Genomic DNA, 24,884 nt, shown 5'->3' with positions numbered 1-24,884 from the left:
AGCGTGAGCAAGCTCAAAGACTCCCCAGTGGATCAAAGAAGCAACCCGAGGGTACCCCTCAGCTTTTGTCACAACCAGTGTCTGCGGTCCAATTGCAGCAATCGCTAGACGACCGATTCCCTTTTCACCCAAGATTGCTCTACGGGGGCCAGTGTGACTGCGGGAAGCTGAGCTCTGCGCTGACTTGGAAGAGGTTCCAAGCGTGAGCCACCGGCCTTCGAAATCCGCGCGGGACATTCCATCTCCGTCGTCCCTAATGACAAAGGCATCTTTGAACCGTATGAAATCTGCTTCAGCTCTCGAAGCATAGGCGTCATGAGCATTCTTGAATAGTTCACTGATTGCGCTTGGGATACCAGCAATCTGTTGCCTCCCGAGCATGTCGACAGCGCGCGCGCTCGTTCTGAACTCAGCCATCAATATCAAACCCGGCGTCGCGCAAGTGCTCGATGATATGAGCCCCCATTGCTTTCGCGACAAGCACGGGAACTGCGTTCCCGATCTGCTTTGTAACTGACTTCAAACTACCTAAAAATTTGTATTCCATCGGAAATGTCTGCAACAAAGCTGCTTCGCGAGCGCTAATAGCGCGATGCTGAGTAGGGTGCCCGTACCTACCGTTGGTTATGTCCGTGCATTTCGTCGTAAGGACCGGGGCTGTGTCGTCGTACCGCATTCGGCCGTAGGCATCCTGATGACCCTTGCTGTTCCGATGACACTCGAGCCACAAGTCGTCGGGCCACTCCAACCGGCTTCCTCCTTCTGGGAGCGCCATAATTCTACGCAAGTTCAGCTCTCCGAGTCCTCCAGAACGGTGTAGCGGGTCATCTGCGCATGTCTCGCCTGCTTGAATATCGGGTAGTGATCCAATCCAGTCCCGTACAGATGAGTAGGGCTGTCGATTGCCCCCGTGTGTTGGTGTGGGTAAGTCGATTTCTCCATGCCGCGACGCGAGCAGGACCAAGCGCTTGCGTCTCTGTGGCACACCGTAGTCGCGGCAGTCGACTACTTCCCACCGCGTTGAATATCCGGCACGAGCGAGGTATCGAAGGAACCGATTCCAAGTCGAGCCACCTGGAATCCTCTGTAGCCCTGGAACATTTTCAACGATGAGCACCTCGGGTCTGAGCCGATCCATAAACGGGATGAGCGTGAGAAGCAATGATCGCTCTTGCGGACGGGCTTGTGAATTGGTCGGACGCATCGAACTGTACGGCTGGCACGGAGCACAAGCGGAAAACACCAGCGGTGCATCGTTAAGTACCAAATGGTCGAAGGCATCATGAGCAAGTTTACGAATATCAACTTCGTGGAATTCGGCTCCCGGGAAATTGGCCCGATAGGTTGCGGCCGCAGCGGAATCAAAGTCGACTGCAGCGGCGATTTTCATTCCAGCGTCTCGAAGGCCTGCACTAGTTCCTCCGCAACCGGAAAAGAAATCAATGACGACAGGCATTGGCATGCTTTGCCCGGCGCTCATCGTCTGCTGCGTCTCTGCCAGTTCTGCGCTCACGCGCCCCTCCCTTCTGCCCGCGTTGAATACCAGTTTCGAGTATGCACGAAAGAACATCGGACCGGAAAAGCACCACGCTCTTCCGAGCTTTCCCCTGGCAACGCTTCCGAGTCGGCAAGAGCAAGGACGTTCTTAGTGCTGGCTCGTAGAAGCGTTGCCACCTTGTCGGTAGTCATGACTTCGTATTCTGCCATCTTCCCGCAATCTCTCGCTGACGCCAGCAACGCTAGTCTAGCAACGGAGACGGACACTGCTTCCGAACCCCCGCGCGGGTAGCCACGAGCCACGCCGCAGCATTTCGACCCGTCCCCTACCGCTCAGCGCTCGCCGACGCCTACTGTTGGATCCGCACACCTGGACTGTCGTTCGCCATCCCGTGGTGGATCCAAAACGTGCTGTCGGTATGGAGAAACCTCCGGTGCGGTACCGAGCAACGAATCGAGCAATTCCCTCAGTCGCCATGTCGCCCGGATGAGATTTGATACCAGACCAAACATATTCCCGGGCGGAACCGACTCTAGACGGACACCAGTTGGTCTACTGTCTCGATCATAAGATCTCGTTCACGCGGTCAAGCGCGGTCGACAAAAGCGACGGTGCTCATGTCGAGCAGAAGTAACGGGCTCAAGTCCGCGAACTCGTCGGTTGCCTCCGCTACGACACACCGGCCGACCTGAAGCTACTCAACCAGTTCTGAGAACTCCACCGAGTGATCACGAACTATCTCCTCCCTCAACAAAAGACGATCTTGAGGACCTGCCATAGAACCAAAGTCTCGAAGACCCCACACCAGCGAGCGATCGCACACGAGATCATGCGTCAATGCCAGATCACACGATGAATGCCGGGTTCAACCGGATTAAGCCAGCGGATCTGTGAACTCGGGAGTCTTCCGGAGGTTCTCCAATGAGTCAACGATGTTTCGCACCTGGTGGTATTGCAAGGCGGCTTCAGCCTCCGATTCTGACTCGAAGTTCACAGACATCAGACCTACTCAGGATGCTCGAGCGCAGGGCACGAGACGACGGAAGAATACCCTGCATCAACTGAATTGCCGGCCCGCCTCATAGATCTTGACGCTGCCGTCCGGGGTGCCTCTAAGGAGCAGGTACATGTAGTACTCATCGCCGCTGTCCGTGTCCGGAGTCGTGACGCCGCAGACCGTGTCTCCGGGCCGAATCTCGTCCTCGGCAGATAGGTACTGCATGGTCTTGCCGTTGCCGAAGTAGTACTCCCCACCTCCGTATTCACCATCCTCGTAGGGCTGGATGAGCTCGCAGGTGTCGATTTTCACGCCCTTGGGGAACTGCTCGGAGCGGACCGTCGGCGGGTTCGACGACTGACCGTCGCCAAGGATGTCATCGAGTGAGGACATCATCTCGGGCGTCGCCGATGGAATCGAGAACAATCGTGCCAGCATCGATGCAATGCTTCGCTTCGGTGCGGGCCAGGGACTGTTCAGCAAGAAGCATGCCAACGACCTGTTTGCTCAGGGCGATTACGAAGACCGCTGAGCGGTCAGACAAAAATAGGAGTCAACTATGCCCATCATCGACAGCCATTGCCACATTCTCTCCGACGACCACGACAACTACCCTCGTTCTCCTCTGGGTGGGAAGGAATCCGTCTGGGCGAAGGACCGTCCAGTAACGGCCGAGGGACTACTCGAGCGCATGGACCAGGTCGGAATCGACAAGGCCGTGCTTGTTCAGGCCACTACCGCGTATGGCTACGACAACAGCTACGTGCTCGACTCGGCAAAACGCCACCCTGACCGTTTCACTGCAGTCGGCACTTTCGACCCACTCGCAGAGCACGCCAGCGAGCGATTGATATCTGGCATCGAATCCGGTCTCTCGGGTGTTCGCCTTTTCACGACTGGAAGTACGGTGTCCGAACAGGGTATGTGGTTTGCCGACGAAAGCACCTACGAATTCTGGGAAGCAGCCAGCAGCGCCTCTGTCCCCGTCTGCCTGCAGCTCCGATTGGACGCGACGACGTCTCCTGTCCTCTCGCAGCTCCTCCAGAGATTTCCGAATGCCACTATCTTGCTCGACCACTGCGGCTATCCAGCGGTGCGGGATTCTCTCTCAGACGCCGCTGCGAGCCTGACGGCGCTGGCGGGCAATGCCGGATTGCACCTGAAGCTCACTCACCGCACCTTGGAAGGTCTTGACGAAGCAGGCGAAAAGGCCACCGAGTTTCTCCTCCCTGTCATTGATGCGTTCGGAGCCGACCGAATCGCGTGGGGATCTGTCCTGCAGCGGAGCAACCGCTTAATGAGCTGCTCGGTCTGGCGAACCGTGTTCTCGGTGCTTTGACCTCGGATACTCGTGCCGACATACTTGAGAACACCGCGGCCCGACTCTATCCGGCGTTGGGCTGAACACGATTGAGCCACGTCAGCGTAGTCCGAGGAATACTTACCCATGAGCGATGAAGTCATCACTCCGGCTGAGCCGCCGATTACACCATTCGTTCAGGCTTACCATCACCTCCGCGATCTCATCATTGCCGGCCACTTCGAGCCCAACTTTCGATTGACAGAGGCCGACCTCACGAAGCTGCTCGATGTCTCTCGCGGCACTGTGCGGTCGGTGACAGCCAAGCTGGCTCAAGAGGGGTACCTCACCAGCGAGCCACATCGCGGTGTTCGTACGCGGGATTTTTCGATAGAAGAAGCAATCAGCATCCTCGAGGCGCGCGAGGTCCTTGAATCAGCTCTCGCTGCCAAGGCAGCTGTGTCGGCAACGGATGCGGAACTTGAGGACCTCACCGATATCTGCGAGAAGATGGCCGTCGCCGACAGGGATAAGGCGGCCTCCGACTATTCCCAGTTGAATAGACAGTTTCATCGCCAGGTCCGAAAGTCAGCACAGCAACCCACCTTGGACTCGTTCGTCGATGCACTTCACTACCCTTTGGTGATGCGGCAGTATCGCGATCTGACTACCGTTCACCCGCGACAGAGCTCGCTGAGTGAGCACAGGACGATACTCTATTCCCTGAAGACTCGTAATGCTGATGCTGCATCGGCCGCCATGCGCCACCACGTGGCTGCGGCGCGTCGGGCTCTCTTAATCAACGTTGACGAGAAGAATTCGTCGAGTGGAACAGGGTCGAATACTGGCTGAAATAGGGCTGGCACTCTGCTACCCCATCCCTTCCCACATCATCCGCTGGCGCAGCGCCGACGCCAACACGAGTGCGGCGCCTGGATGCTGCCGGCCAGCAGCATCCAGGCGCCGAAATAGGTGAAGAGTTTGAGCTCAGGAGCCAGAGCTGGTCCGAAGTCGGCGGCCATGAGGATGACTCCGCCGAGGATGAGCGCCGTTGACACGATCACCTGGATGAACTGCTCGACTGTGGAGACCAGGAGGTTCTTGATCGTCGAGATGTTCAGTCCACTCGTGCCGACGTCGAGAGTGCCGTCCTGGAGATGACCGGCGATACGCGAGAGCTGTCCGGGCAGCTCGGCCATCTGTGGGGCGGTTGCGGCTGCGTAGAGGGCAAGCTCATGGCGGTCGATGCCCAGTCCCCGACCTCGCGCAGCAGCATCTTCCCGTTCTGGGTGACCAGTGACAGCAGATTGAGTCCGGGGACGAGACGCGTGATCGATCCTACGAAGGTACTGATCGCCCGGAAGGCTGTTGCCACCGAGGCCGGCATCGGGAACCCGAAGTCGACGACGAAATCAATGAGCAGCAGAGCGATGGCACGACGGTCGCGTTTGTCGATGCGGCCGACGGCTCCGAAGTCGACAAGACCGACTCGGCCCGCTTTCGAAATGACGACGGGGGGTCCGGTAGGGATAGGTAAGAGACTGATCAGGGAGAGCTGAATGCGATCTGGACGAGCGAGTCCCCGTCACGTTCCTTCGAAAGTCGCAAGCATCGCCTCGTGATCGGCAGCCCGGCCAGTAAAGAGTTCGAACGAGGCGGCGGCCTGACCGACGGCCATACGGGCACCGCCGAAAGCCGGGGCGCCTACTGCCTCGGCAGCTTCGACCAGCTGTGTCCGTCGCGGTCGGTAGATGACGTCGCCGACCCACAGCCCGGGGCGCAGCAGATCGAGGTCGATCGGGCTGGCACCGGAGACACCGACCATTCCGATCGGGGTCGCGTTGACCAACCCGACAGCCTCACGGATCACCCCGGGTGTTTTCTCCGGTGCCAGCACGCGCATGCGCGAGGCGTCGAATGCCGCCGACATGCGACCGACGAGTGACTGCGCACTCACGGGGTCAATATCGGTGATCGACAGTCTCGGCACTCCTGCGCTCAGCAGAGCATAGGCCGCTGCCGCTCCCGCACCTCCGGCACCAACCTGGACTACTTCGCCCTGCTTCGGGTCCACGGCGATCGCGGCCAGAGCCTCGGTGAACCCACGGTGGTCGGTGTTACGTCCGATCAGCCGACCGTGTGTCATCGTGATCGTATTGACCGCCCCGAGCAGTTCGGCGTCCTCATCGAGTTCGTCGAGCGCGGGGATCACTCCGCGTTTCGCCGGGTGAGTGACGTTGAACCCCGAATACCCGAAGTCGACAGCCCGTTCCACCACCGTCGGCCAGTCCGGCTCTCCGGCTTGATCGACTATCGGGCTGCCCATCATTGACGGATCGATGGGACGGTAGACAAGCGAGAGACCTTGACGGAGACTTTCGGCCTCGTGCATCGGCGGGGTGAGCGATCCGGCGACGTTGGTACCGATGAGGCCGAGCAGGAACGAACGCTGTGCCGTCGAACTCGTGGATTCAGCCATTGTCGACTCCAGCCAGAACCGCCTCGGCGGAGGCCCTGAGCCGTCGTGCATAGCCGAGGTCCCCGAGGCGGGAGACCAATCCGGCGTTGGGCACTTCGAGGCTGACAGGCGTGCCGCGAGTGACCGCGCACAGCAGATCATGCAACGGGAACTCGCCATCACCCGGAACAAGTCGAAGTGCCCGGGATTCGACCTTGCGGGATTCCCCATCGGCGGTCATTCCCCTCGGCAGGGGCTCGGTGATCTCGATCCGGTCTGGCAGTTCTGCCGGACCGTCGCATAGCTGAATGGCCGGAAGGAGGGACGGGTCGAGCGCGGCCACTTCGGCCAGGGTACTTCCGCCTCTCTGCAGGTGCAGAGGGTCGAGCATCACATGGCAGCCAGCGGCCAAGGCGAGTTCTCGCGCCTGCTCCACTGTGCTCACGGCGTTGTAGCTGATCGGTTCGAGAGCTGGCGTGATCCCGTAAGGTGCAGCCTCAGCAGCGAGTGCAGCCAGGGTGTCGCCGAGTCGATCGAGATCGGAATCCTGACCGGCGAGGGTGAGCGTTGTCGCACCGAGCGCCGCGCCGGCCTCGAGCATCGGCATCCACTCCTCGCGCCCAGTGGTTCCGTCGAGTGAGAGGAACTCGATGTCGCGGACCTGCACTCCCGTGTCCTGCAGGCGTGCGATCGTCGCTCGTGACATGACAGATCCGGGAGATTGGTCGGGAATATCCTCGGCCGGGGTCGCTCCCCTGACTCGCAGCCCGACGAAGTCGAAGCCCGCCTCGGCAGTGACATGAACGAGCTCATCGGGTTCGAGGTGGAGCAGGCTGAGGTGGGCGATGCCGATCTGGGTCATCGGGATGTCCTTTCGGTGTGGAGTGGCTGCAGGTCACCGGGGCGTTCGGGACGACCCGAGCTCATGGAGCGATACATCGCGCTCATCGTCCGCAGCGACCGCAGCGCATCGTCCCCCGTCACTGCGGGCGCTGTCCCTGCGCGTACTGCGGCGACGAAGTCGGTGATCTGCTCGGCGTGGAAGGGAGCCAGCGCCGAATTGATGCGGTCGAGGCTGCGGTCAGCGAGGATCTCGGAGGGGTAGGAGTACGCAGCTTGTCCGGGAACGGCCCACACGTCGTTGACCGCCTCGGTGCCTTCGGGGTACTCGAACAGACCGACGGTGCAACCGGCTGCCCCGGTGATCGCGATCCGCTGTCCCAGCCCTGGGGTGAGCGCGGTCGACGCGGTGAACTGAGCGATGGCGCCGCTGCTCATCCGCATCGTGGTCGCCAGGGTGTCCTCGACCTCGATGTGGTCACCGTGTGTGAACGTATCGGCCGCGGTCATCACCCACTCGACGTCGCCTAAGTACCACTGAAGAAGGTCAACATAGTGGATCGCCTGTGTCATGAGCACACCTCCCCCGTCGGTGGCCCAGGTTCCGCGCCAGGGTGTGGCCGTGTAGTAGCTGGAGTCACGATGCAGGAGGACCTCGATGCGGGCGAGGATCGGCTCACCGATCCGACCGTCTTCGATGGCTGCGCGTATCCGCTTCGCCGAAGGCCACAACCGCCGCTGGAAGACACAGCCGAAAGTGATTCCCGCCAGCTCACAGGCTTCGACCATCCGCTCGGCAGAGGCCACGTCGATGGTGATCGGCTTCTCACACAGGACGTGGACTCCCCGCTCGGCGGCAGCAATGACGACTGCTTCATGAGTGGGATGCGGCGTGCACACGCTGATCACGTCGACGCCGAGGTCGAAGAGCTCATCGAGGGAACTCACCGGCTGAGTGATTGCGTGTTCAGCCGCGAAGGTTCGCGCCCGGTCCTCGTCGATGTCGATGCAGGCGACGACCTCGACGCCGTCGACGCCTCGATAGGCGCTCACATGGTTGCCCGCGATGGCCCCGCAGCCGACGATCCCGGCTCTCAGCGGCCCGACGTCTCCTGCAGTGCGCATCGATCAGGCCTGCCCTGCGGTCCCGGACGACCCGGCCTTAAGACCGAGCTTCTCCGTCGCGGTGCGGAAAGTCTCTGGGCTCAGCAGTGCGCAGACCCCGGAGATCGCGACGCAGACGCCGGAGAACGCCGCCACGGCGATCCAGTTGTGTTCTGCGCCGGAGAGCGACTCAGCGATAGCGGGGGTGAAGCCGGCAAGCAGCAGCCCGATCATCAGGCAGATCGCCATACCGCTGTAGCGGACGTTGGCGGGGAACTGCTCGGGGAAATATGCCGGGTAGACGCTGTTCGACATCGAATATCCGCCGGCGACGAGCAGAATTCCGAGGATCCAGACCACTACCGTATTCTTCGGATCGCCATTGGCCAACGCACCGAGGAAGGCGAAGATGAGGACGATCTGGACGACGACGCCGGCAACGAAGAGGGGCTTGCGACCGATCTTGTCCGACAGATGCGCCCAGGCCGGCAGCGCAAACACGGCGATGAGGTTCGCGACGCTGATGAAGGTCAGCATTTCGCTGCGGGGAATGCCCGAGACCTCGGTGCCGTAGGAGAGGGTGAAGACGTTCACCATTGTGTTGACCATGGTGAACAAGCTCATCCCGGTCACCAGCACCAGTGTCTTCGGGTGGCTCTTGATGAGTTCGAACACCGGCACCTTGACGACCTCGTCCTTCTCCTTCGTCTCGGAGAAGACCTCGGGCTCGTCGAGAGTCCTGCGCAGGATCAGCGCTACCACCGTGACGACGGCGCTGAGCAGGAACGGAATCCGCCAACCCCAACTCACAATCGCCTCATCAGGCAGCAGCTGAATGGGAATGAACACCGCCGAGGAGATGACGATGCCGAAGGTGATTCCGGCCATTGTCCAACTGGTGAAGAATCCTCTTCGATGGTCGGGAGCATGCTCCATCGACAGTGCCGACGACCCCGGTGATTCTCCGCCGGCGGACAGTCCCTGCGCCAGACGAAGGACGACGATGATGATCGGGGCCCAGATGCCGATCTGTGCATAGGTGGGGACAAGCCCGATGACGAACGTCGCCGCGCCCATCAGGACGAGCACGGCGATGAGCACCTTCTTCCGACCGATGACATCACCGAGGTGGCCCCACAGAACAGCGCCCAAAGGTCGAGTGATGTAGGCGACGCCGATCGTGGCCAGCGAGAACAGCTGACCGCTGGCTCCCGCACCGGGGAAGAACAAGTCCTGGAGGTAAAGAGCGGCCGCAGTCGCGAAGATGAAGAAGTCATAGTATTCGAGAGCGCTTCCGGCGAATCCGGAGATCGCTGCGTTGCGAGCATTCCTACGGCGCCGCTCGGGAGTCAGTTGCGAGCTGCTCTCAGGGCCAGCGGCCGGTGGTTTGGTCATGGTCATTGGACTTCCTTTGCATGGACCGGATCAGCACCCCGTTGTGTGCTCCGCCGGCAATGGTGTTCTCAACTGTCGTCCAGTCGTGCTGGATATCCGACGAGTCCGGGACGGTTCGCGCCCTTGTGGTCCTCGCCACGAATTCGAGTCTGTGGCACCGATTGTTGAAAGTCCAGGATGTAATTCATCTGAGACTATGTGCGACGCACACTTAATCCCCTTGGTCGTCCTCAGCTGGCGCGGGGAACACATCGTCGAGGATGCTCAGCAGTGCGGTCAGCGCGACCGATTCGTTGTCCCTTGACCACACGAGCCCGTGCCGGAACGTGTGGGGCCGGCCCTTGATCTCGACCCACGTGGTGGCCTCGGGAAGCACCGGGATGACCTCGGATGACACCAACGACACCCCCACCCCGGCGGCGACCATACTGAGGATGAGGAATGGGTCGCTGACGGTCTGTGCGACCTCAGGGTTGAACCCTGCCTCTTGGCAGATCTGATGAGCCACGATCGTCAGCGACGAATTCCCATCGACGGGCCCCATAACGAACGGCTCCTGCCGCAGCTCGGTGATTTCGAGTGCAGTTCGCTCTACGAGCCGATGATCGGCGGGGAGGACCACTCCGATGCGCTGCCGGGAGATCTCCCGCGACTGCAACGGCGCGTCGAAATTGCCCACAAGACCCACAAATGCCGCGTCAAGTGACCCGTTGCGCACCCGGCGCATCCCGTCGAGGGTCCGCACTCCTCCGACGAGATTGAGCTCGACTCCGGGGAACCGGCGGCGCAGCGAGCGCGTGATGTGAGGAAGGGTGTGGTGATTGTGCATTCCCGAGAAGCCGAGAGTGAGCGTTCCCGTCGGCATACCTTCGGCGCTGCGAGTGGCTTCGACTGCACTGCCGAGCGTCTGGATGACGCGGTGGGCGTAGGGCAACAGCGCCTCTCCCGAGGAAGTAAGACTGACCGACCGCGTACTGCGCTCAAAGAGCGTGACTCCCAGCTCGCGTTCGAGCCGACGGATCACCTGGCTCAGAGGCGACTGCGCCATGTGCAGACGTGCAGCGGCGCGGCCGAAATGCATCTCTTCTGCCACAGCGACGAACGCCTCAAGCCAGCGGATCTCCACGATCCTCCCCCTCCATCCGAGCAGTGATTTTTATGTAGTTGATCATACATAGTCTCGGATGAATAGAGAATCAATCGCACAGAACGCTTGCTGTTCAGTTCGGCCGCGAGAAGTATCTGAGGCACACAGACATCGACTCAAAGGAGATTCACTCATGGCACTTTTCGCCGTCACCTATGCCTACGCCGAGAACTCGGAGACCGGCCGCGACGAGCATCGTCCGAAGCACCTCGAATTCCTGCAGGGCCTATTCGATTCGGGCCGCCTCGTCGTCAGCGGGCCCACCGACGCGGCCGGCGACGACCCGGGCGCCCTGCTCATCATCCGCGGCGAAACCGCCGAAGACGTGGAAGCAACGATGTCTGCCGATCCTTTCGCGCAGCGCGGCTACGTCGAACGAACGGTGAAGACCTGGGACCCGAAGTTCGGTGCCGACCGCCTCGGCGAAAAGAACTGAGGAGGTCAGACAGTGTTGACTGTGCGCACCGTTTCCGCCAGATCCCTCGAATACGTTGAGACCGACCGGCCCGAACCCGGGATCGACGAAGTCCTCGTGCAGGTCGAACATGTGACTTTGTGCGGGACCGACCTCCACATCTGGGAGGACGACTACACTTCGGAGCTCCCCCTGGTCCAAGGACATGAGATCGCCGGCACGGTCGTCGCCCTGGGACCTCAGGCAGCAGGTGTCGAAGTCGGCCAGCGCGTCGTCATCGACCCGCTCATCAGCTGTGGTGAGTGCCGGGCCTGTCGACGGGGGCGCAGCAACGTGTGCCCGAATCTCGTCGTCCTCGGCTGCTATTGCGATGGAGGGTTCACCGAGTACCTCAGCGTGGCCGCAAAGCGACTGCATCCGCTGCCGGCCGACCTGCCTACCGAACTCGGTCCTGTGGCCGAACCGGCCGCGATCTCACTAGAAGCCGTCACGAGGGGACAAGCAAGCGCCGATGACACGGTGCTCGTGCTCGGCGCCGGGCCTATCGGCCTGCTGGCAACGCTGGCGCTCAACGACCTCGGCGCGACGGTCATCACCGCCGACACCGTCCCCGACCGCCTGTCAATGGCCACGGACATGGGCAGCGACGGAACTCTCCTCATCGACCCGAACGCTGAATTCCCCACTGCGGAACTCGATCGGCTCATCGGGAAATCGGCACCCGACGGTCCCGACCTCGTCATCGAAGCTACCGGGGTGCCCGCCTCGCTCGAGAACGCCCTGCGGGCCGTCGCCCCGGCCGGACGCGTCGTCCAGGTCGGAATCTCGGCCCATCCCACCAGCTTCCCCCTCAACATCGTGCCCTTCAAGGAGATCGACCTTCTCGGCAGCCGCAACAGTCAGGGACTCATGCCTGAGGCGCTGACTCTCATCGACCGCCACACCGAACAGGTCCGCAGCCTGATTACGCACCGCTTCGACATCGCCGATCTCGATGCGGCCTTCGCGACGATGTCCGATCGCAGTCAGCGAGTGGGCAAGATCCTCATCGATCTGCCGAGGAGGACTGCATGATCACTACAGACCTCGACCACCTGCCGACCGACGTCGATGTCGCCGTCATCGGTTCGGGAGCGGCGGGGCTCACGGCCGCCACCCGTGCTGCCGACGCCCATGCTCGAGTAGTCGTCCTTGAGAAGGCGGCACAGCTGGGCGGGACGACTGCCGTCGGCGGAGGTGTGATCTGGGCACCCGCGAATCCGCTCGCCGCGGATGCCGGTTTCGCCGATTCTCGACAGGAAGCCCTCGACTACCTCAACGCCGCCACGGAGGGAGCGCTGACCGAGGCCGAAGCGCAGTGGTTCGTCGACAGTGCCTCCGCTGCAGTGGACTACCTCACCCGCGAAACCAGGGTCAGCCTGACCCCATTGGCACGACCGGACTACCGGCTCGAATTTCCGGGAGCTACCCAGGGCGGGCGCAGCCTCGACAATTCGGCCTTCGACGTCGGCTCCATACCGGGACTCGCCGAGGCGCTCCGACCGTCGAGCTACTTCCCATTGCTGACGATGGCCGAACGCGATGACCTCAACGGTGCCGCCGCCGATCCCGAATTGCTCAAGACGCGCACCGAGACCGGGGTGCGCACCATGGGAGGTGCGCTGGCGGCGAGCCTGCTCATGTCCGCTATCGACCGCGGCGTCAAGGTCGCGGTCAATGCCGCTGTTGGCTCTCTCGACCGCACCGACGACTGCCGGTGGCAACTGAGACTGCGCGAGGGGAGAACGCTCCTCGCCGATACCGTCGTCATCGCCTCAGGCGGGTTCGAATGGAATCCGCGTTTGCAGGCGTCGTTCCTGCCCCACCGGATCACTCCGATCTCCGCACCCTCGAACGAAGGTGACGGACTCGAACTCGGGCTGCGCCTCGGCGGGGCCGTATCCGATATGACGACGTTCTGGGGAGTTCCGGTCATCACCACCCCGGACCAGATCTACGACGGCAAGCAATCAGGACGAATGGGCAATGTCGAGATGACGCTCCCCGGCTCGATCACCGTCGGCGCCGATGGCAAGCGCTTCGTCAACGAAGCGCTGAACTACCACGACGTCTCCCGGGTCTTCGGTGCCACCGATGCCGCAAGGCTGGCCCCAAAGGGCGACCCCGCCTGGCTCGTCTTCGACCGGCAATACCTCAACTCGTACCCCGTCGCCGGTTCCACGCCCGGCAGCCCTGCAGATTGGATGATCGAGGCCGAGACGATCGAGGCCCTCGCCGAGGCGATCGGGGTCGACCCGGTGGGACTGATCGACCAGGTTGCCAAGTTCAACGCCGATGCCGAGTCCGGCGTCGACACCGAATTCGGTCGCGGCAATTCTCCGGAAGACCGGTTTCTCGGTGATTCCTCCGTGACCCCGAATCCCTGCCTGCGTCCATTGACCGTCGGCCCGTTCTACGCCGTGCCCGTCCACTGTGGTGCGTTGGGCACCAGCGGCGGGCTGAGTGCCGACGAACACGGACGAGTCGTCGACTTCTCCGGAGCCCCCATCGATGGCCTCTACACGGCCGGCAACGTCTCCGCTTCAGTCTTCCACGGAGCTTATCCGGGCGGAGGCGCTACTCTCGGTTCCGCCGTTGTGCGCGCCTTCGTCGCCGGCCGTCACATCGCCGGTCGCGGCATTGCCGATGATGAGCAAGCTCAAGAAGAAGATCATGCACGCTCTGGCGAGCACGTACACAGCATCCGTCGCTGACGGACCAATCAGCACAGAGCCGCAGCCGCAATGAATGGAGCAAAGATGCCCGAAACGAATCGGAAGCAGAACTATGACGTCGTCGTCATCGGTGCGGGCGCAGGAGGACTCTCGACAGCGGTCACCGCCGCCTATCACGGGTTGAGCGTCCTCGTCCTCGAACGCGACCGCCGATGCGGAGGTGCGACTTCCCGGTCGGGCGGATGGATGTGGACACCGCGCAGCGAATTCGCCCACGCCGACGGAGTAGATGAATCGATCGACGACATCAAAACCTACCTCAAGGCCGCGGTCGGCGACGACTACGACGAAGAGCGTACTGATGCCTTCCTCCGAAACGCCCCGGAAATGGTGTCGTTCTTCGAACACGAGACCGCATTACAATTCGTGCCAGGCACGAAGATCTGCGATATCTACGGCCAGCTCCCCCACGCCGGGACCGGACACCGCTCGGTCGGACCGAAACCCGTCGATGGACGGACTTTCTCACGCAGCCTGCGCAAGATCATGGCGCCGCAGTACTGGGAGACATCGTTCCTCGGGATGGGCATCATGGCTGGTCCCGACTTGCAGGGATTCCTCGCCGCCGCCAAGTTCAAACCACACGGCTGGTGGCACTCGGCCAAGCGCGTGCTCGGCTATGCCTTCGATCTCGCCACGACCGGTCAGGGCATGCATTTCGTCAACGGTGTCGCCCTCACCGGGCGACTCATGCAGTCGGCGGTCGACCTCGGCGTCGATATCCGCGTCGAACACCGCGTCGATGATCTCATCCAGGACAGCACGGGACGAGTCGCGGCTGTCGTCGCCGAGACTCCACAGGGCCGACGCACGTTCAAGGCCGCGCGCGGTGTCGTCCTCGCCGCCGGCGGGTTCTCTGCGAATCCGAGCATGCGAACCGAGCATTTTCCTCATAACCGAAGCGCCGATGACCACTGGACCCTGGCGCCGGAGACCGCGGATGGCATGGGCATCGATCTCGGCCGTTCGGTCGGAGGCGTCCTCGACATCAGCGGTGCCTCCCCGGCTGCGTGGTGCCCGGTGTCGCTGTTCCCTTATCGCAATGGCCGCACCGGCATCTTTCCCCACATCATGGACCGGGCCAAGCCCGGATCGATCAGCGTCACCCGCAGCGGACGACGCTTCGTCAACGAAGCGAACGGCTATTGGGACTACGTCACCGGCCTCAACGCCGCCACTGCCGAAGGAGAGGTCGCCGAAGCCTGGCAGATCGGCGACTCCCGAGCTGTGGCCCGCTATCCTTTCGGCTTCGCCATGCCCCGCCCGGTGCCGAAGTTCCCGTTCCTGCGCTCCGGGTACCTCGTAAAGGCGGCGACCCTGGATGAACTCGCCGACAAGTGCGGCATCGACGCCGAGGCGCTCAGGACCACGGTCGAGGAATTCAATCGGCATGCCCGCGAAGGCCGTGACCCCGCGTTCGACCGCGGACAGACCCCGTTCAATCGCTACGGCGGTGACCCGGATGTGACGCCGAATCCTTCATTGGCCCCCATCGATCGCGGACCGTTCTATGCGGTACGGGTGCGACAGGGTTCGTTCGGCACCTTCGGTGGTCTTCGCGCCGATGCGAAGGCGCGGCTGCTCGATTCCCACGGCAGCCCGGTTCACGGAGTCCACGTCGTCGGCGTCGATCAGAAGAACCTCTTCGGCGGTCACTACCCGGCAGGGGGAGTCAACCTCGGCCCAGCAATGACATTTGGCTACATCACCGGCCGGGAGCTCGCCGGGGTCGGCAATGCGCCCACCGCCGACTCCACTCGTGCGGCCACGACGTCGACCTCCCCCGTCTAGTCGCATGCCCCGACCGCAGAGCATCCTCAACTGAATTCCCGAAAGAAGAGACACCATGACCACACCTCCTGCGACAACGATCCCGACTGCAGATGGAGACGCCCCCGCAGCATTGAACACGGGAGACGAACTCGATGTCCTCGTCGTCGGGGCCGGCGGAGCGGGACTGTCAGCGGCAGTCTTCGCCGCGATCGCCGGTCTGCGGACCGCCGTCATCGAACGCACCGAACGCGTGGGAGGAACCACCGCGTTCACCGCAGGAACCACGTGGGTACCGGGAACCCACCACGCGGAGGAAGTCGGAGCCGAGGACTCGCGCGCCCAGGTTCGGGCCTTCCTCGATGCCGCCGTCGGTGCGCACTCGCCCGCCGGCCTGCGGGAGAGATTCCTCGAGCTCGGACCTGAGGCGGTGGCGGTCATGGAGGCTGGTTCGCATGTGAGTTACCGCGCCCGAGCGATGCATCCGGACTATCTCACCGAACTACCGGGCGCCCGGCTGTTCGGACGCGCCCTCGAACCGTACCCCTTCGATGGCACCCTCCTGGGCCGACGTCTGACGCTCGTGCGCAACCCGCTGCCAGAGTTCACGGTGTTCGACGGGATGTCACTCGAACGCGATGACATCGGGCACCTCCTCGGTGCGCACCCGCAGGACGAATCGCGGTCTCATCTGCTCGCGCTGCGCCGCGCGTATCGAGACGCAATCGACGAATACGGCGCTGATACGCGCCGGACGATGGGCAATGCGCTCATAGCCGGACTCCTCCACACCCTCGATGAGGCAAGGGTTCCGGTTCTCACTCACAGCGAAGTCACCTCGGTGACGTCTGAGGACGATGAAGCTGGGCATCAGGTCGTCATCAGCGAAAACGGTCATGAGTTCACTGTCAGAGCGCGTAATCTCGTCTTCGCCAGCGGCGGGTTCAACCGCAGTCCCGAGCGTCGGGCCAAGATGCTCCCCAACCACGACCTCGACTGGTGCCCGGGGGCGCCGGGGCATACGGGGCAGGCGCACGACCTCGTCGACAGCCTCGGAGGACGATACGGCACCAGCGCACTTGCACATACCTACTACGCGCCCGTCTCAAGACGCCGCCGGTCAGACGGGTCGTGGGCCGTCTTCCCACACTTCGTCATGGACCGGGCCAAGCCGCACATGGTCGTGGTCGACCAGAACGGATACCGCTACCTCAACGAGTCGACGAGCTACCATCTCTTCGGCTTGCGCATGGTCCAGCACGACCACGAGAATCCCGGCAGATCCATTCCGTCGTTTCTCATCACCGATGCCGAGGGAATGCGCCGCTACGGGTTGGGGATGATCCATCCGTTCCAGAGCGAACGCAAGCTCGCGGCGCATGTTGAATCCGGCTATCTGCTGAGGGGAGATTCGATCACCGAACTCGCCCAGGCGCTCGGGGTTCCGGCCGACGAGCTGAGCCGGACCATCGAACGCACCAACGGTCCGGCCGCACGTGGAGAAGATCCGGACTTCCACCGCGGAGCCAATGACTATGAGCGGTTCAACGGCGATTCCGGTTCCGAGACCGGCCACCCCAACGTCGCCCCTGTCGACGGAGCACCCTATTATGCGGTGCGGCTGTTCCCCGGAGACATCGGAGCCGCAACGGGATACCTCACCGACGAGTCTGCGACGGTCCTCGACCAGTCTGGTCTACGGATGCGGGGCGTCTACGCCGTAGGCAATGATATGCAGTCAGTGATGGGCGGGGTCTACCCTGCCCCCGGTATCACGATAGGTCCCGGACTTGTCTTCGCTTACGCCGCCGTACGGGACATCCTTGGTCGTCCCCTGCCCGGCGCTGAGGGCACACGCACCGTGGCCGGGTGGGAGTAACAGGAGTCTGTGCGCCGGTCGATCACATCAATTGGACGTCAACGAATTCTCGAAGCGCCGGAAGTTCGCGACGCGCCTGCGAAAGCCCTCTCCGATGAGCGGCAGCCAGACGCGAGAGATCGCGAGTGCTGTTGTCGACCGGCATGCGATCAGGGACGAAGACGTGCGCTTTCCCCTCCGCTTCGAGTTCGAAGATGCGTTCACGGGTCTCGTTGTATCGCCTCCACCGAGTCAACAACGCGTCGGCAAGTGCAGGATACTTCCGGAAGATGCCACGGAAGACTGCAGGGAATCGCTGTGGTTCTTTCTTGTATCCACGTTCCTGAGTGAGCACGATGACGAACTTTTCGAAGCCTTCGCGCTGGGCCTGGCTCAGGGCGATCCCGCCGTCCTCCCCCATCGCACCATCGACGTACACGTGCCCGTCGAGATGCACTGGCGGCATGACAATCGGCATCGTTGATGACGCCTGCACCCGGATCATCAAATCGTCGATGTTCGGGGTGTCCTTCTTCGACCACACCGCCTCTTCGCCGGTCTCGGCGTCGAACGCGATGATCCGCATGTCACCAGTGCTTGCCTCGTAGGTGTCCCAGTCGAACGGCAAAGCCTCATCTGGCGCGCCCGCTCGTTGGTAGATGTACTCGCCGTGGAACATTCCCTTGCCACGGGCGAAATACCGCCACCCGCCGAATTCTTCTTCTTTGGCGAACTCGACGAAGGACCGGCGGGCACGCCACTTGTCGCCTGACAAGTAGTTCACTGCGGTGGATGCTCCGGCACTGATTCCAGCGACCCAGTCAAACGACAGCCGTTCACTCAGCAAGACGACCGCCATCGCACTGGTGAGTGAGGCTCGCATTCCACCGCCTTCGAAGATGAGTGCGGTATCGCTGATTCGCGTCGCTGTCGAAGGTTCCGTCATGCCCGCCATCTTAACGACGTTCGTTCAATCGCATCCATCGGGCCTCGCAGCGAGGCACTGTGCCGCCATCGAGATACCCCTCCGTCTTCCCGTTCTCCACCTGTGAACATCTCTGCTGGTCAGAAAGCCACAGGAGCCGCTCGCTCTTTCTCGCCCTCATGACGTGAGCACATTTTTTCTGTGAAGTGCTTCACATTTGTACTCTCAGCTTTTAAGGTCGGAACACAATGTGGGGAACCTTCCCACATATGAATGCAAAGGAGCATCAGCATGGGCACATCTCTGCAGAACGAATCCGTATTCACCTGGGCCGCACCGCCATTGAAATTCGGAAACGGATCTCTCAGCGAGCTCTACTCAGACATCAAGGCATTCGGCGCGCAGTCTTGCCTCATCATCACGGACACTCACGTCCGCGCCACAGGCATACCCGATGACGTTCTCCACGAACTCCAGAACGAAGACATCTCGACCGACATCTTCGACGAAGTGGGAATCGAACCGACCAACGAAAGCATCGACTACGCCGTGCAGTGGGCGCGGCAGAAGGACTGGGACTGCTACGTTGCCATCGGCGGTGGCTCCGTGATTGACACAGCGAAAGCCGTCAATCTGCTCACAACCCACCCTGGCGAACTCCTCGACTACGTGACGCCGCCCATCGGCGAAGGCACTGCTCCCTGGCTGCCGCTGAAGCCCCTCATCGCCGTACCGACCACTGCAGGCACCGGCTCCGAATCGACGACGATCTGCGTCATCGATTTTCTGGACATGCACCTCAAAGCCGCGATCAGTCACGCCCGGCTTCGCCCGTCCATGGCCATCGTCGATCCGCTGACCACAGTTTCCCTCCCCTCCCAGGTCACTGCTGCGAGCGGAATGGACGTCCTGTCACATGCGCTCGAAAGCTACACCAGCGTTGCCTTCGATGCGAAGCCGGCCCCGGACGATCCGACGAAACGTCCAGCCTTCTGCGGGTCCAACCCCATCAGCGACATCTGGTGCGAACAGGCACTTAAGCTCGTGGGCCGCAACCTGCGCAAGGCCGTGATGAATGGCCGCGATATCGATGCGAGAAGTCAGATGGCCCTGGCTTCGGCATCTGCCGGAACCGGGTTCGGCAACGCCGGCACCCACCTCCCCCACGCAAACGCCTACCCGATCGCCGGCGCGGTTGAGAACTACCAGGCCGAAGGCTATCCGGAGATGGTCATGGTCCCGCACGGCCAAGCCGTCTCCTCAACCGCTCCCGCCGTCTTCCGCTGGACCTACCCGGCCGACCCTGACCGCCACCTCCGCGCCGCAGAGCTGCTGAGCGGTCAGACATTCACCCGCACCGACGGCGCCGAGGCGCTGGCCCATGTGCTCACGGAGCTGATGCACGACATCGATATGCCGACGGGACTGCGCAGCTTCGGCTACACCGAAGACAACATCGACGAACTCGTCGATGGGACCCTCAAACAGACCCGACAGATGGCCGTCGTGCCCCGCCCGGTCACACGCGAGGCACTGACAGGAATCTTCCGGGAGTCATTATGAACTCGAACCCTCAGCCAACCGACGTCAGCTCGTTTACGAAGAAGGACATCCGCGTCGTCATGATGTCCTGCATCGTCGGGACCACCGTCGAATGGTACGACTTCTTCCTCTACGGAATGGCCGCCGGGCTCGTGTTCAACAAGCTCTACTTCCCCAGTGACGACCCCCTCATCGGCACCATTCTCGCCTTCGCCAGTTTCGCCGTGGGATTCGTTGCGCGGCCCGTCGGCGGACTGGTCTTCGGTCATATCGGTGATCGAGTCGGACGGAAGAAGACTCTGGTCACCACCATGATGATCATGGGTATCGCCACCTTCCTCATCGGCGTCATCCCCACCCACGCGATGATCGGCTTCGCCGCTCCCCTCCTCCTCGTCATCTGCCGAATCGCTCAAGGCGTCGCCGTCGGCGGCGAATGGGGCGGAGCCGTGCTGATGGCGGTCGAGTACGCGTCCAAAGGCAAGCGCGGCCTCTACGGCAGCTTCCCTCAGATCGGCCTCGCGGTCGGTCTGGTCCTCGGCACAGGTGTCTTCGCGTTCCTCGGCGGGGTGATGTCCGATGCTTCATTCCTCAGCTGGGGTTGGCGAGTCGCCTTCATGTTCAGTGCTGTGCTCGTCGGCGTCGGCCTCTTCATCAGGCTGAAGGTGATGGAGACACCGGCCTTCGCCAAGCTCGAGAAGGCAGAAGCTCGCGCGGTCATCCCCGCCGTGGAACTGGCCAAGGACAGGCAGAGTCGACGCAACATCATTCTGGGAATGGGCGCGCGCTGGGCCGAAGGCGTCGCGTTCAACCTCTGGGCCGTATTCATCATCACCTATGCCGCGACGAGCCTGGACGTCAGCCAGGGAACGATCCTGACCGCGGTCATGGTCGGTGCGATCATCATGGTCGGAGTCATCCCGCTCATGGGTCGGCTGTCCGATCACTTCGACCGACGGCGCATGTACGCTCTCGGCGTCGTCGCTCTGGGCATCCTCACCTACCCGACGCTGCTGCTCATCGGCACCGGAAATCCGCTGTTGATCTTCATCAGCATCGGTATCGTACTCGGTGTCGTCTACCCGGTCGTCTATGCCCCGGAAGCCTCGCTCTTCGCCGAGCTGTTCCCCACGTGGACCCGATACAGCGGAATCTCGGTCGTCTACCAGATCTCTGGAATCGTCGCCTCCGGGATGACGCCGCTCATCCTCTCCTATCTTCTCCGAGAGGGTGACGGACATATCGGGTCGATCGTGGCCTATGTCCTCGCCGTTACGGTGATCAGCGGGGTGTCGGCTCTGCTGATCCGACGCACAGACATGTTCACCGAAGATACGGAAGACGACAAGCACCGTGAGCGGTCTCACAAGGCGCCTGTCGGCCCCTGATAAGCTCACCACCATGGCGAATGGGCATCCAGCAGGCACTCAGGCCGTCGGTCGTGCGCTGAACATCCTCAAGCTTCTGGCCGGCACCGAGGCGGATCTGCCCCTCTCCTCCATCGCTGAGGAGTTGGGGCTGTCCTCCGGAACCGTCTACCGCATTGCGAAGGCGCTTCTTGCTGAGGGCCTCATCGCCCAGAACCCGTGGAACGACGAGTACTACCTGGGCAGCGGGGCGGTGCTCCTCGGCCAGGCGGCGCAGCGGAGCTTCGGTATCGATAAGATGATCCCGTTCTTGGAACGGCTCAACGAGATGACCGAAGAATCAGTCAATCTCGCCATCCGCGATGGCGGCGAATCGGTCGTCATGACTCGTGTCCAGTCCACCCTCCCCCTGCGCTTCGTGCAAAGAGTCGGTGCACGATTCCCTCTGTACGCCACGGCCTCGGGCAAAGTGATCCTTGCGTTCTCGGACAATGCAGACGAGTACTTCGACTCGCTTCCCGATCGGCTCGAACCGGTCACAGCGAACACTCTGGGCACTCGCGACGATGCCCGGTCCGCCGTGCGTGCCACACGCGAACGAGGATTCAGCATCGACGATCAGGAGAACGTGGACGGAGTTCGCTGTGTCGGAGCGCCGGTCCTCGATGCGACTGGCCAAGCGCAGGCCGCCATCGTCATCCAGGGACCGACAGTGAGGATGGACGACGCCCGCCTCATCACATTGGGTGCCGATGCAGTCCGAGCGGCGCAGGAGGTCTCTCGGTTCTTGCCCGTCGACCATCCGCTCTCCATGTGAGGAAGACTCCTCAGTCGACTGACCTGCGCTTTGTCGACGGTCAGAGGCCTCACCTATAGTCGACTTGGGGCACCGCAGAGCGCCCGCCTTAGTTACAGAGCACCAGGTCAAAGGAGACTCAATGCGTTACGTCGTCGGAATCACTTTGGACAGACGCGACAGAGATGCCGTCTCTTTGGCCCTCACTCTGGCACGCTCCGTCGTTGCCCCGCACAGTGTCGCCATCGAACTCGTCCATGTTATTCGCGGGCCGCAGCCCGACCATGCTCAGTCAGCTCAGGAACGCGAGTTCCAACAGCTGCGCAAGGACTCAGCGCTGGAGGGTCTCGCCAAGGTCAGCGACCTCATTCCCAAGTCGATCAGGTCCACTGTCACCGTCCACTTCGCTGAATCAATGGCTGAAGGTCTGCTCGAAATCGCGTCCACCGGGCCTTGTGACCTCATCATCGTCGGCGCAGCCAGCCGCGGCCCGTTCCGCCGGTTCACGGTGGGGTCCGTCGCCAATGCCCTGCTCCATTCGGCCTCCGTGCCGGTGGCCCTCGCACCTTCGGGTTACCTCCCTCCGAGCAGACTGACACGACTCACCTGTGCGATGGGAACACGAGTCGGTGCCGACGCAGTCCTCGACGTATCCATCAGCTCATCGGTCCGACACGACGTCCCGCTGCGACTCATCTCACTCATCGGCTTGGACTCGTCCCCGAACACACCGGACGGACGGTCTCCCGCCGACCACGCGCGAGCGCTGCTGCTGAGCGCGTCCCAGCAGGTCGACGACGCGGTCGAAGTCATGGTCGATGTCGCCCACGGGCGGTCCGTCGACTCCGCGGTCGAAAGGCTGAGCTGGGACGACAGCGAGATCGTCATCATCGGTTCCAGCCGGCTGGCACAACCGAAGTCGCTGTTCCTCGGCGCCACGGCCAACAAAATGCTGCGCAGCCTCCCGGTCCCCATGGTCGTCGTCCCTCGCTACCCCGCTCCCGACATCGCTCCCGACAAAGACCTCTCCGTCTGAACCGACACAGATATGATCTCCCGCGACCACAGCGCCGAACCCGCCCTCGGCTACCCCGCCCGATCACCGATCGAGATCTCTCCGGCTTCGAAGGAACCGCTCTACCGGCAGCTGCGCAGAGCGCTCGAACACCAGATCCTCTCCGGTGCCTACAGCCCAGATGTGGCACTGCCCTCGTCACGAGACCTGGCACATGAACTCGGGCTCTCGCGCAACACCGTCAATGCCGCGATCCAGGAACTCGTCGCCACCGGACTCATCGAAGCCCGTCCACGCAGCGGTCACTTCGTCAACAGCCGGCTGCTCGCCGAGCGCCGCCATGAGGAGGAGGGATCCGAACCTGCCGCCGGTTCTATCGACTGGGAGCAGAAGATCAGGCCCGTCCGCGACATCCACCTGCCGGAGATCACGAAGACGAAGAACTGGCAGAACTACCCTTACCCATTCGTCGCCGGCCAAGTCGACCCCGACGAATTCCCCCGACTTGCGTGGGCCAAGGCCCTGCGCACCGCCATGGAACCCGAGCATCTGCCGTTCTCCGTCCGCGACGCCATAGACGAAGACGATCCGCTGCTGGTCAAACTGCTGTGCCAGCGAGTTCTGCCGAGCCGCGGCATCCATGTCGATACAGAGAATGTACTCGTCACAGCAGGATCCCAACAGGGACTCGACCTCCTGGCACAGCTGCTCGTCGGGCCGGACACCACCGTCGGCGTCGAAGATCCCGGATACGTCGACGCCAAACATGCCTTCGCCCGAGTCGGCGGCCAACTGTTTCCGTTGAAGGTCGACGATCGGGGCATGATCCCACCGCCGAGCCGGCTCGACCTCGTCTACGTCACCCCCAGCCACCACAGCCCCACAAACGTCACCCTCGATTCCTCGCGTCGAACGCAGCTGCTGACTCACATGCGTGATTCGGACTCGCTCATCATCGAAGACGACTACGATTCGGAGTTCCGATACCGAGGCAAACCCACCCCCGCGCTCAAGGCCCTGCCCAGTTCCGAGCACGTGATCTATCTGGGCTCATTCTCCAAATTCCTCGCCCCCGGCCTGCGACTGGGTTACATCGTTGCGGAACCCGAACTCATCAGGCGCATGCGCAGGCACAGACGCTATTCCATCCGCCACGTCCCGGGACACACCCAACGAGCCATGGCGCTGCTCATCGAATCCGGCCAATACCACCGAACGATTTCGCGCCGCCGCACCCAGCTGCGTAAGAAATGGGAGACCCTGACAGCCGCACTCGACCATCACCTGCCGTGGACCGTGCCCTTCCCCGCCGGAGGGGTCAGCGTGTGGATCGAAGCCCCTGCGCATCTCGATGCGAGACTCCTCGCCGAAGAATGCCTGCGCCGAGGCGTCGTGATCGAACGCGGCGATCCGTTCTTCCTCTCCCCCGACGCCCACCGCAACAACTTCCGACTCGGCTTCGCGGCCATCGACCTCGAATCCATCGAACCCGGTGTGCGGATCCTCGCCGAGGCGATCGACGCCGTCATCGGGGACCGCTGACCTTCCATCGACAACTGGCACCAAAGAACTCATATCGGACTGGGTCTTCATTGGGAACCAGATCTCCACGAGAGTGATGTCAAGCACACCAACGAAGGAGTGCCGGAGTCGGAACGCCTCGACGTACCGACCCAGACAGTT

General features: G+C 62.3%; 21 protein-coding genes and 1 pseudogene. 12 read left to right on the top strand and 10 right to left on the bottom strand.

From position 1 onward, the window contains the following. Positions 1–48: 48 nt before the first annotated feature. From BLU88_RS19140 to BLU88_RS09295, 3 genes and pseudogenes are all read right to left on the bottom strand, one after another. Positions 49–381: pseudogene (locus tag BLU88_RS19140) on the bottom strand (ATP-binding protein); the annotation flags it as partial. A gap of 28 nt (positions 382–409) precedes the next feature. Further along, entirely contained in the window at positions 410–1,513 is a 1,104-nt protein-coding gene (locus BLU88_RS09300; RefSeq protein WP_197678122.1) for a DNA cytosine methyltransferase, read from the bottom strand. Positions 1,514–2,555: 1,042 nt separating this feature from the next. Next, entirely contained in the window at positions 2,556–2,933 is a 378-nt protein-coding gene (locus tag BLU88_RS09295; protein WP_167356881.1) for a hypothetical protein, read from the bottom strand. A gap of 121 nt (positions 2,934–3,054) precedes the next feature. Between BLU88_RS09295 and BLU88_RS09290 the strand changes: the two genes are divergently transcribed. Together BLU88_RS09290 and BLU88_RS09285 are read left to right on the top strand one after the other, a co-directional pair. Next, a complete protein-coding gene (locus BLU88_RS09290) occupies positions 3,055–3,834 on the top strand; it encodes an amidohydrolase family protein (RefSeq protein ID WP_197678121.1) in 780 nt (259 codons plus the stop codon). Positions 3,835–3,942: 108 nt separating this feature from the next. Continuing rightward, on the top strand, positions 3,943–4,647 hold the full coding sequence (locus BLU88_RS09285; protein WP_092012811.1) for a GntR family transcriptional regulator: 705 nt from the start codon (positions 3,943–3,945) through the stop codon (positions 4,645–4,647). A 38-nt stretch (positions 4,648–4,685) separates the two neighbouring features. On the opposite strand, the gene BLU88_RS18680 is transcribed toward BLU88_RS09285, so the two are convergent. The 6 genes from BLU88_RS18680 to BLU88_RS09255 form a co-directional block, all read right to left on the bottom strand. Continuing rightward, entirely contained in the window at positions 4,686–4,994 is a 309-nt protein-coding gene (locus BLU88_RS18680) for a hypothetical protein (protein ID WP_231939335.1), read from the bottom strand. A 386-nt stretch (positions 4,995–5,380) separates the two neighbouring features. After that, the gene (locus BLU88_RS09275; protein WP_157689064.1) at positions 5,381–6,274 is read right to left on the bottom strand and encodes a shikimate dehydrogenase; all 894 of its coding nucleotides are present in this window, start codon (positions 6,272–6,274) and stop codon (positions 5,381–5,383) included. Continuing rightward, positions 6,267–7,115 (bottom strand): sugar phosphate isomerase/epimerase family protein, encoded by an 849-nt coding sequence (locus BLU88_RS09270; protein ID WP_092012805.1) that lies wholly within the window; start codon positions 7,113–7,115, stop codon positions 6,267–6,269. Before BLU88_RS09270 ends, BLU88_RS09275 begins: the two co-directional genes overlap by 8 nt. Continuing rightward, positions 7,112–8,218: a Gfo/Idh/MocA family protein gene (locus BLU88_RS09265; protein WP_092012802.1), complete on the bottom strand. Its 1,107-nt coding sequence runs from the start codon at positions 8,216–8,218 to the stop codon at positions 7,112–7,114. Before BLU88_RS09265 ends, BLU88_RS09270 begins: the two co-directional genes overlap by 4 nt. A 3-nt stretch (positions 8,219–8,221) precedes the next feature. Then, positions 8,222–9,598 (bottom strand): MFS transporter, encoded by a 1,377-nt coding sequence (locus BLU88_RS09260; RefSeq protein ID WP_231939334.1) that lies wholly within the window; start codon positions 9,596–9,598, stop codon positions 8,222–8,224. A gap of 205 nt (positions 9,599–9,803) precedes the next feature. Further along, positions 9,804–10,718 carry a LysR family transcriptional regulator gene (locus BLU88_RS09255; RefSeq protein WP_092012799.1) on the bottom strand — a complete coding sequence of 305 codons (915 nt, stop codon included), beginning with the start codon at positions 10,716–10,718 and terminating at the stop codon, positions 9,804–9,806. A gap of 154 nt (positions 10,719–10,872) precedes the next feature. Between BLU88_RS09255 and BLU88_RS09250 the strand changes: the two genes are divergently transcribed. Genes BLU88_RS09250 through BLU88_RS09230 form a run of 5 tightly spaced genes read left to right on the top strand, consistent with a single transcriptional unit; the run spans position 10,873 to position 17,577 of the window. Beyond that, positions 10,873–11,175 (top strand): YciI family protein, encoded by a 303-nt coding sequence (locus tag BLU88_RS09250; RefSeq protein ID WP_092012796.1) that lies wholly within the window; start codon positions 10,873–10,875, stop codon positions 11,173–11,175. Positions 11,176–11,196: 21 nt separating this feature from the next. Continuing rightward, positions 11,197–12,228, top strand: a complete 1,032-nt coding sequence (locus BLU88_RS09245; RefSeq protein ID WP_231939333.1) for a zinc-dependent alcohol dehydrogenase — start codon at positions 11,197–11,199, stop codon at positions 12,226–12,228. Next, entirely contained in the window at positions 12,225–13,907 is a 1,683-nt protein-coding gene (locus BLU88_RS09240) for an FAD-dependent oxidoreductase (protein ID WP_092012790.1), read from the top strand. The genes BLU88_RS09245 and BLU88_RS09240 overlap by 4 nt, the downstream gene beginning before the upstream one ends. Before the next feature lie 45 nt (positions 13,908–13,952). After that, positions 13,953–15,719: an FAD-dependent oxidoreductase gene (locus BLU88_RS09235; protein ID WP_092012787.1), complete on the top strand. Its 1,767-nt coding sequence runs from the start codon at positions 13,953–13,955 to the stop codon at positions 15,717–15,719. Positions 15,720–15,774: 55 nt separating this feature from the next. Next, positions 15,775–17,577 (top strand): FAD-dependent oxidoreductase, encoded by a 1,803-nt coding sequence (locus tag BLU88_RS09230; protein ID WP_092012784.1) that lies wholly within the window; start codon positions 15,775–15,777, stop codon positions 17,575–17,577. Positions 17,578–17,599: 22 nt separating this feature from the next. Here BLU88_RS09230 and BLU88_RS09225 read toward each other — a convergent pair whose 3' ends face one another. Next, the gene (locus BLU88_RS09225; protein ID WP_092017369.1) at positions 17,600–18,502 is read right to left on the bottom strand and encodes a patatin-like phospholipase family protein; all 903 of its coding nucleotides are present in this window, start codon (positions 18,500–18,502) and stop codon (positions 17,600–17,602) included. Positions 18,503–18,772: 270 nt separating this feature from the next. On the opposite strand from BLU88_RS09225, the gene BLU88_RS09220 reads away from it, so the two are divergent. The 5 genes from BLU88_RS09220 to pdxR all read left to right on the top strand — a co-directional run bounded on the left by BLU88_RS09220 (position 18,773) and on the right by pdxR (position 24,743). Next, positions 18,773–20,044, top strand: coding sequence for a hydroxyacid-oxoacid transhydrogenase (locus BLU88_RS09220; RefSeq protein WP_092012781.1), 1,272 nt, complete (start codon positions 18,773–18,775; stop codon positions 20,042–20,044). Then, positions 20,041–21,411, top strand: coding sequence for an MFS transporter (locus tag BLU88_RS09215; RefSeq protein WP_092012778.1), 1,371 nt, complete (start codon positions 20,041–20,043; stop codon positions 21,409–21,411). The genes BLU88_RS09220 and BLU88_RS09215 overlap by 4 nt, the downstream gene beginning before the upstream one ends. Positions 21,412–21,424: 13 nt before the next feature. Continuing rightward, positions 21,425–22,207: an IclR family transcriptional regulator gene (locus BLU88_RS09210; protein WP_092017367.1), complete on the top strand. Its 783-nt coding sequence runs from the start codon at positions 21,425–21,427 to the stop codon at positions 22,205–22,207. Positions 22,208–22,328: 121 nt separating this feature from the next. Further along, positions 22,329–23,222, top strand: coding sequence for a universal stress protein (locus BLU88_RS09205; protein WP_092012775.1), 894 nt, complete (start codon positions 22,329–22,331; stop codon positions 23,220–23,222). Between the two features lie 12 nt (positions 23,223–23,234). Continuing rightward, positions 23,235–24,743, top strand: coding sequence for a MocR-like pyridoxine biosynthesis transcription factor PdxR (gene pdxR, locus BLU88_RS09200; RefSeq protein ID WP_092012772.1), 1,509 nt, complete (start codon positions 23,235–23,237; stop codon positions 24,741–24,743). Positions 24,744–24,884: the final 141 nt, after the last annotated feature.

It is taken from the genome of Brevibacterium siliguriense, assembly GCF_900105315.1.
GTDB lineage: Bacteria > Actinomycetota > Actinomycetes > Actinomycetales > Brevibacteriaceae > Brevibacterium > Brevibacterium siliguriense.
Note: the sequence above shows the minus strand (reverse complement) of the source record. Positions and strands in the feature narration are given on the sequence as shown.

Bases quoted from the DNA above. Each gene is read 5' to 3' on its own strand.
- BLU88_RS09295 (WP_167356881.1), bottom strand. From the start codon at position 2,933: ATGCTGGCACGATTGTTCTCGATTCCATCGGCGACGCCCGAGATGATG.
- BLU88_RS09290 (WP_197678121.1), top strand. From the start codon at position 3,055: ATGCCCATCATCGACAGCCATTGCCACATTCTCTCCGACGACCACGAC.
- BLU88_RS09285 (WP_092012811.1), top strand. From the start codon at position 3,943: ATGAGCGATGAAGTCATCACTCCGGCTGAGCCGCCGATTACACCATTC.
- BLU88_RS18680 (WP_231939335.1), bottom strand. From the start codon at position 4,994: ATGGCCGAGCTGCCCGGACAGCTCTCGCGTATCGCCGGTCATCTCCAG.
- BLU88_RS09275 (WP_157689064.1), bottom strand. From the start codon at position 6,274: ATGGCTGAATCCACGAGTTCGACGGCACAGCGTTCGTTCCTGCTCGGC.
- BLU88_RS09270 (WP_092012805.1), bottom strand. From the start codon at position 7,115: ATGACCCAGATCGGCATCGCCCACCTCAGCCTGCTCCACCTCGAACCC.
- BLU88_RS09265 (WP_092012802.1), bottom strand. From the start codon at position 8,218: ATGCGCACTGCAGGAGACGTCGGGCCGCTGAGAGCCGGGATCGTCGGC.
- BLU88_RS09260 (WP_231939334.1), bottom strand. From the start codon at position 9,598: ATGACCATGACCAAACCACCGGCCGCTGGCCCTGAGAGCAGCTCGCAA.
- BLU88_RS09250 (WP_092012796.1), top strand. From the start codon at position 10,873: ATGGCACTTTTCGCCGTCACCTATGCCTACGCCGAGAACTCGGAGACC.
- BLU88_RS09240 (WP_092012790.1), top strand. From the start codon at position 12,225: ATGATCACTACAGACCTCGACCACCTGCCGACCGACGTCGATGTCGCC.
- BLU88_RS09235 (WP_092012787.1), top strand. From the start codon at position 13,953: ATGCCCGAAACGAATCGGAAGCAGAACTATGACGTCGTCGTCATCGGT.
- BLU88_RS09230 (WP_092012784.1), top strand. From the start codon at position 15,775: ATGACCACACCTCCTGCGACAACGATCCCGACTGCAGATGGAGACGCC.
- BLU88_RS09225 (WP_092017369.1), bottom strand. From the start codon at position 18,502: ATGACGGAACCTTCGACAGCGACGCGAATCAGCGATACCGCACTCATC.
- BLU88_RS09220 (WP_092012781.1), top strand. From the start codon at position 18,773: ATGGGCACATCTCTGCAGAACGAATCCGTATTCACCTGGGCCGCACCG.
- BLU88_RS09215 (WP_092012778.1), top strand. From the start codon at position 20,041: ATGAACTCGAACCCTCAGCCAACCGACGTCAGCTCGTTTACGAAGAAG.
- BLU88_RS09210 (WP_092017367.1), top strand. From the start codon at position 21,425: ATGGCGAATGGGCATCCAGCAGGCACTCAGGCCGTCGGTCGTGCGCTG.
- BLU88_RS09205 (WP_092012775.1), top strand. From the start codon at position 22,329: ATGCGTTACGTCGTCGGAATCACTTTGGACAGACGCGACAGAGATGCC.
- pdxR (WP_092012772.1), top strand. From the start codon at position 23,235: ATGATCTCCCGCGACCACAGCGCCGAACCCGCCCTCGGCTACCCCGCC.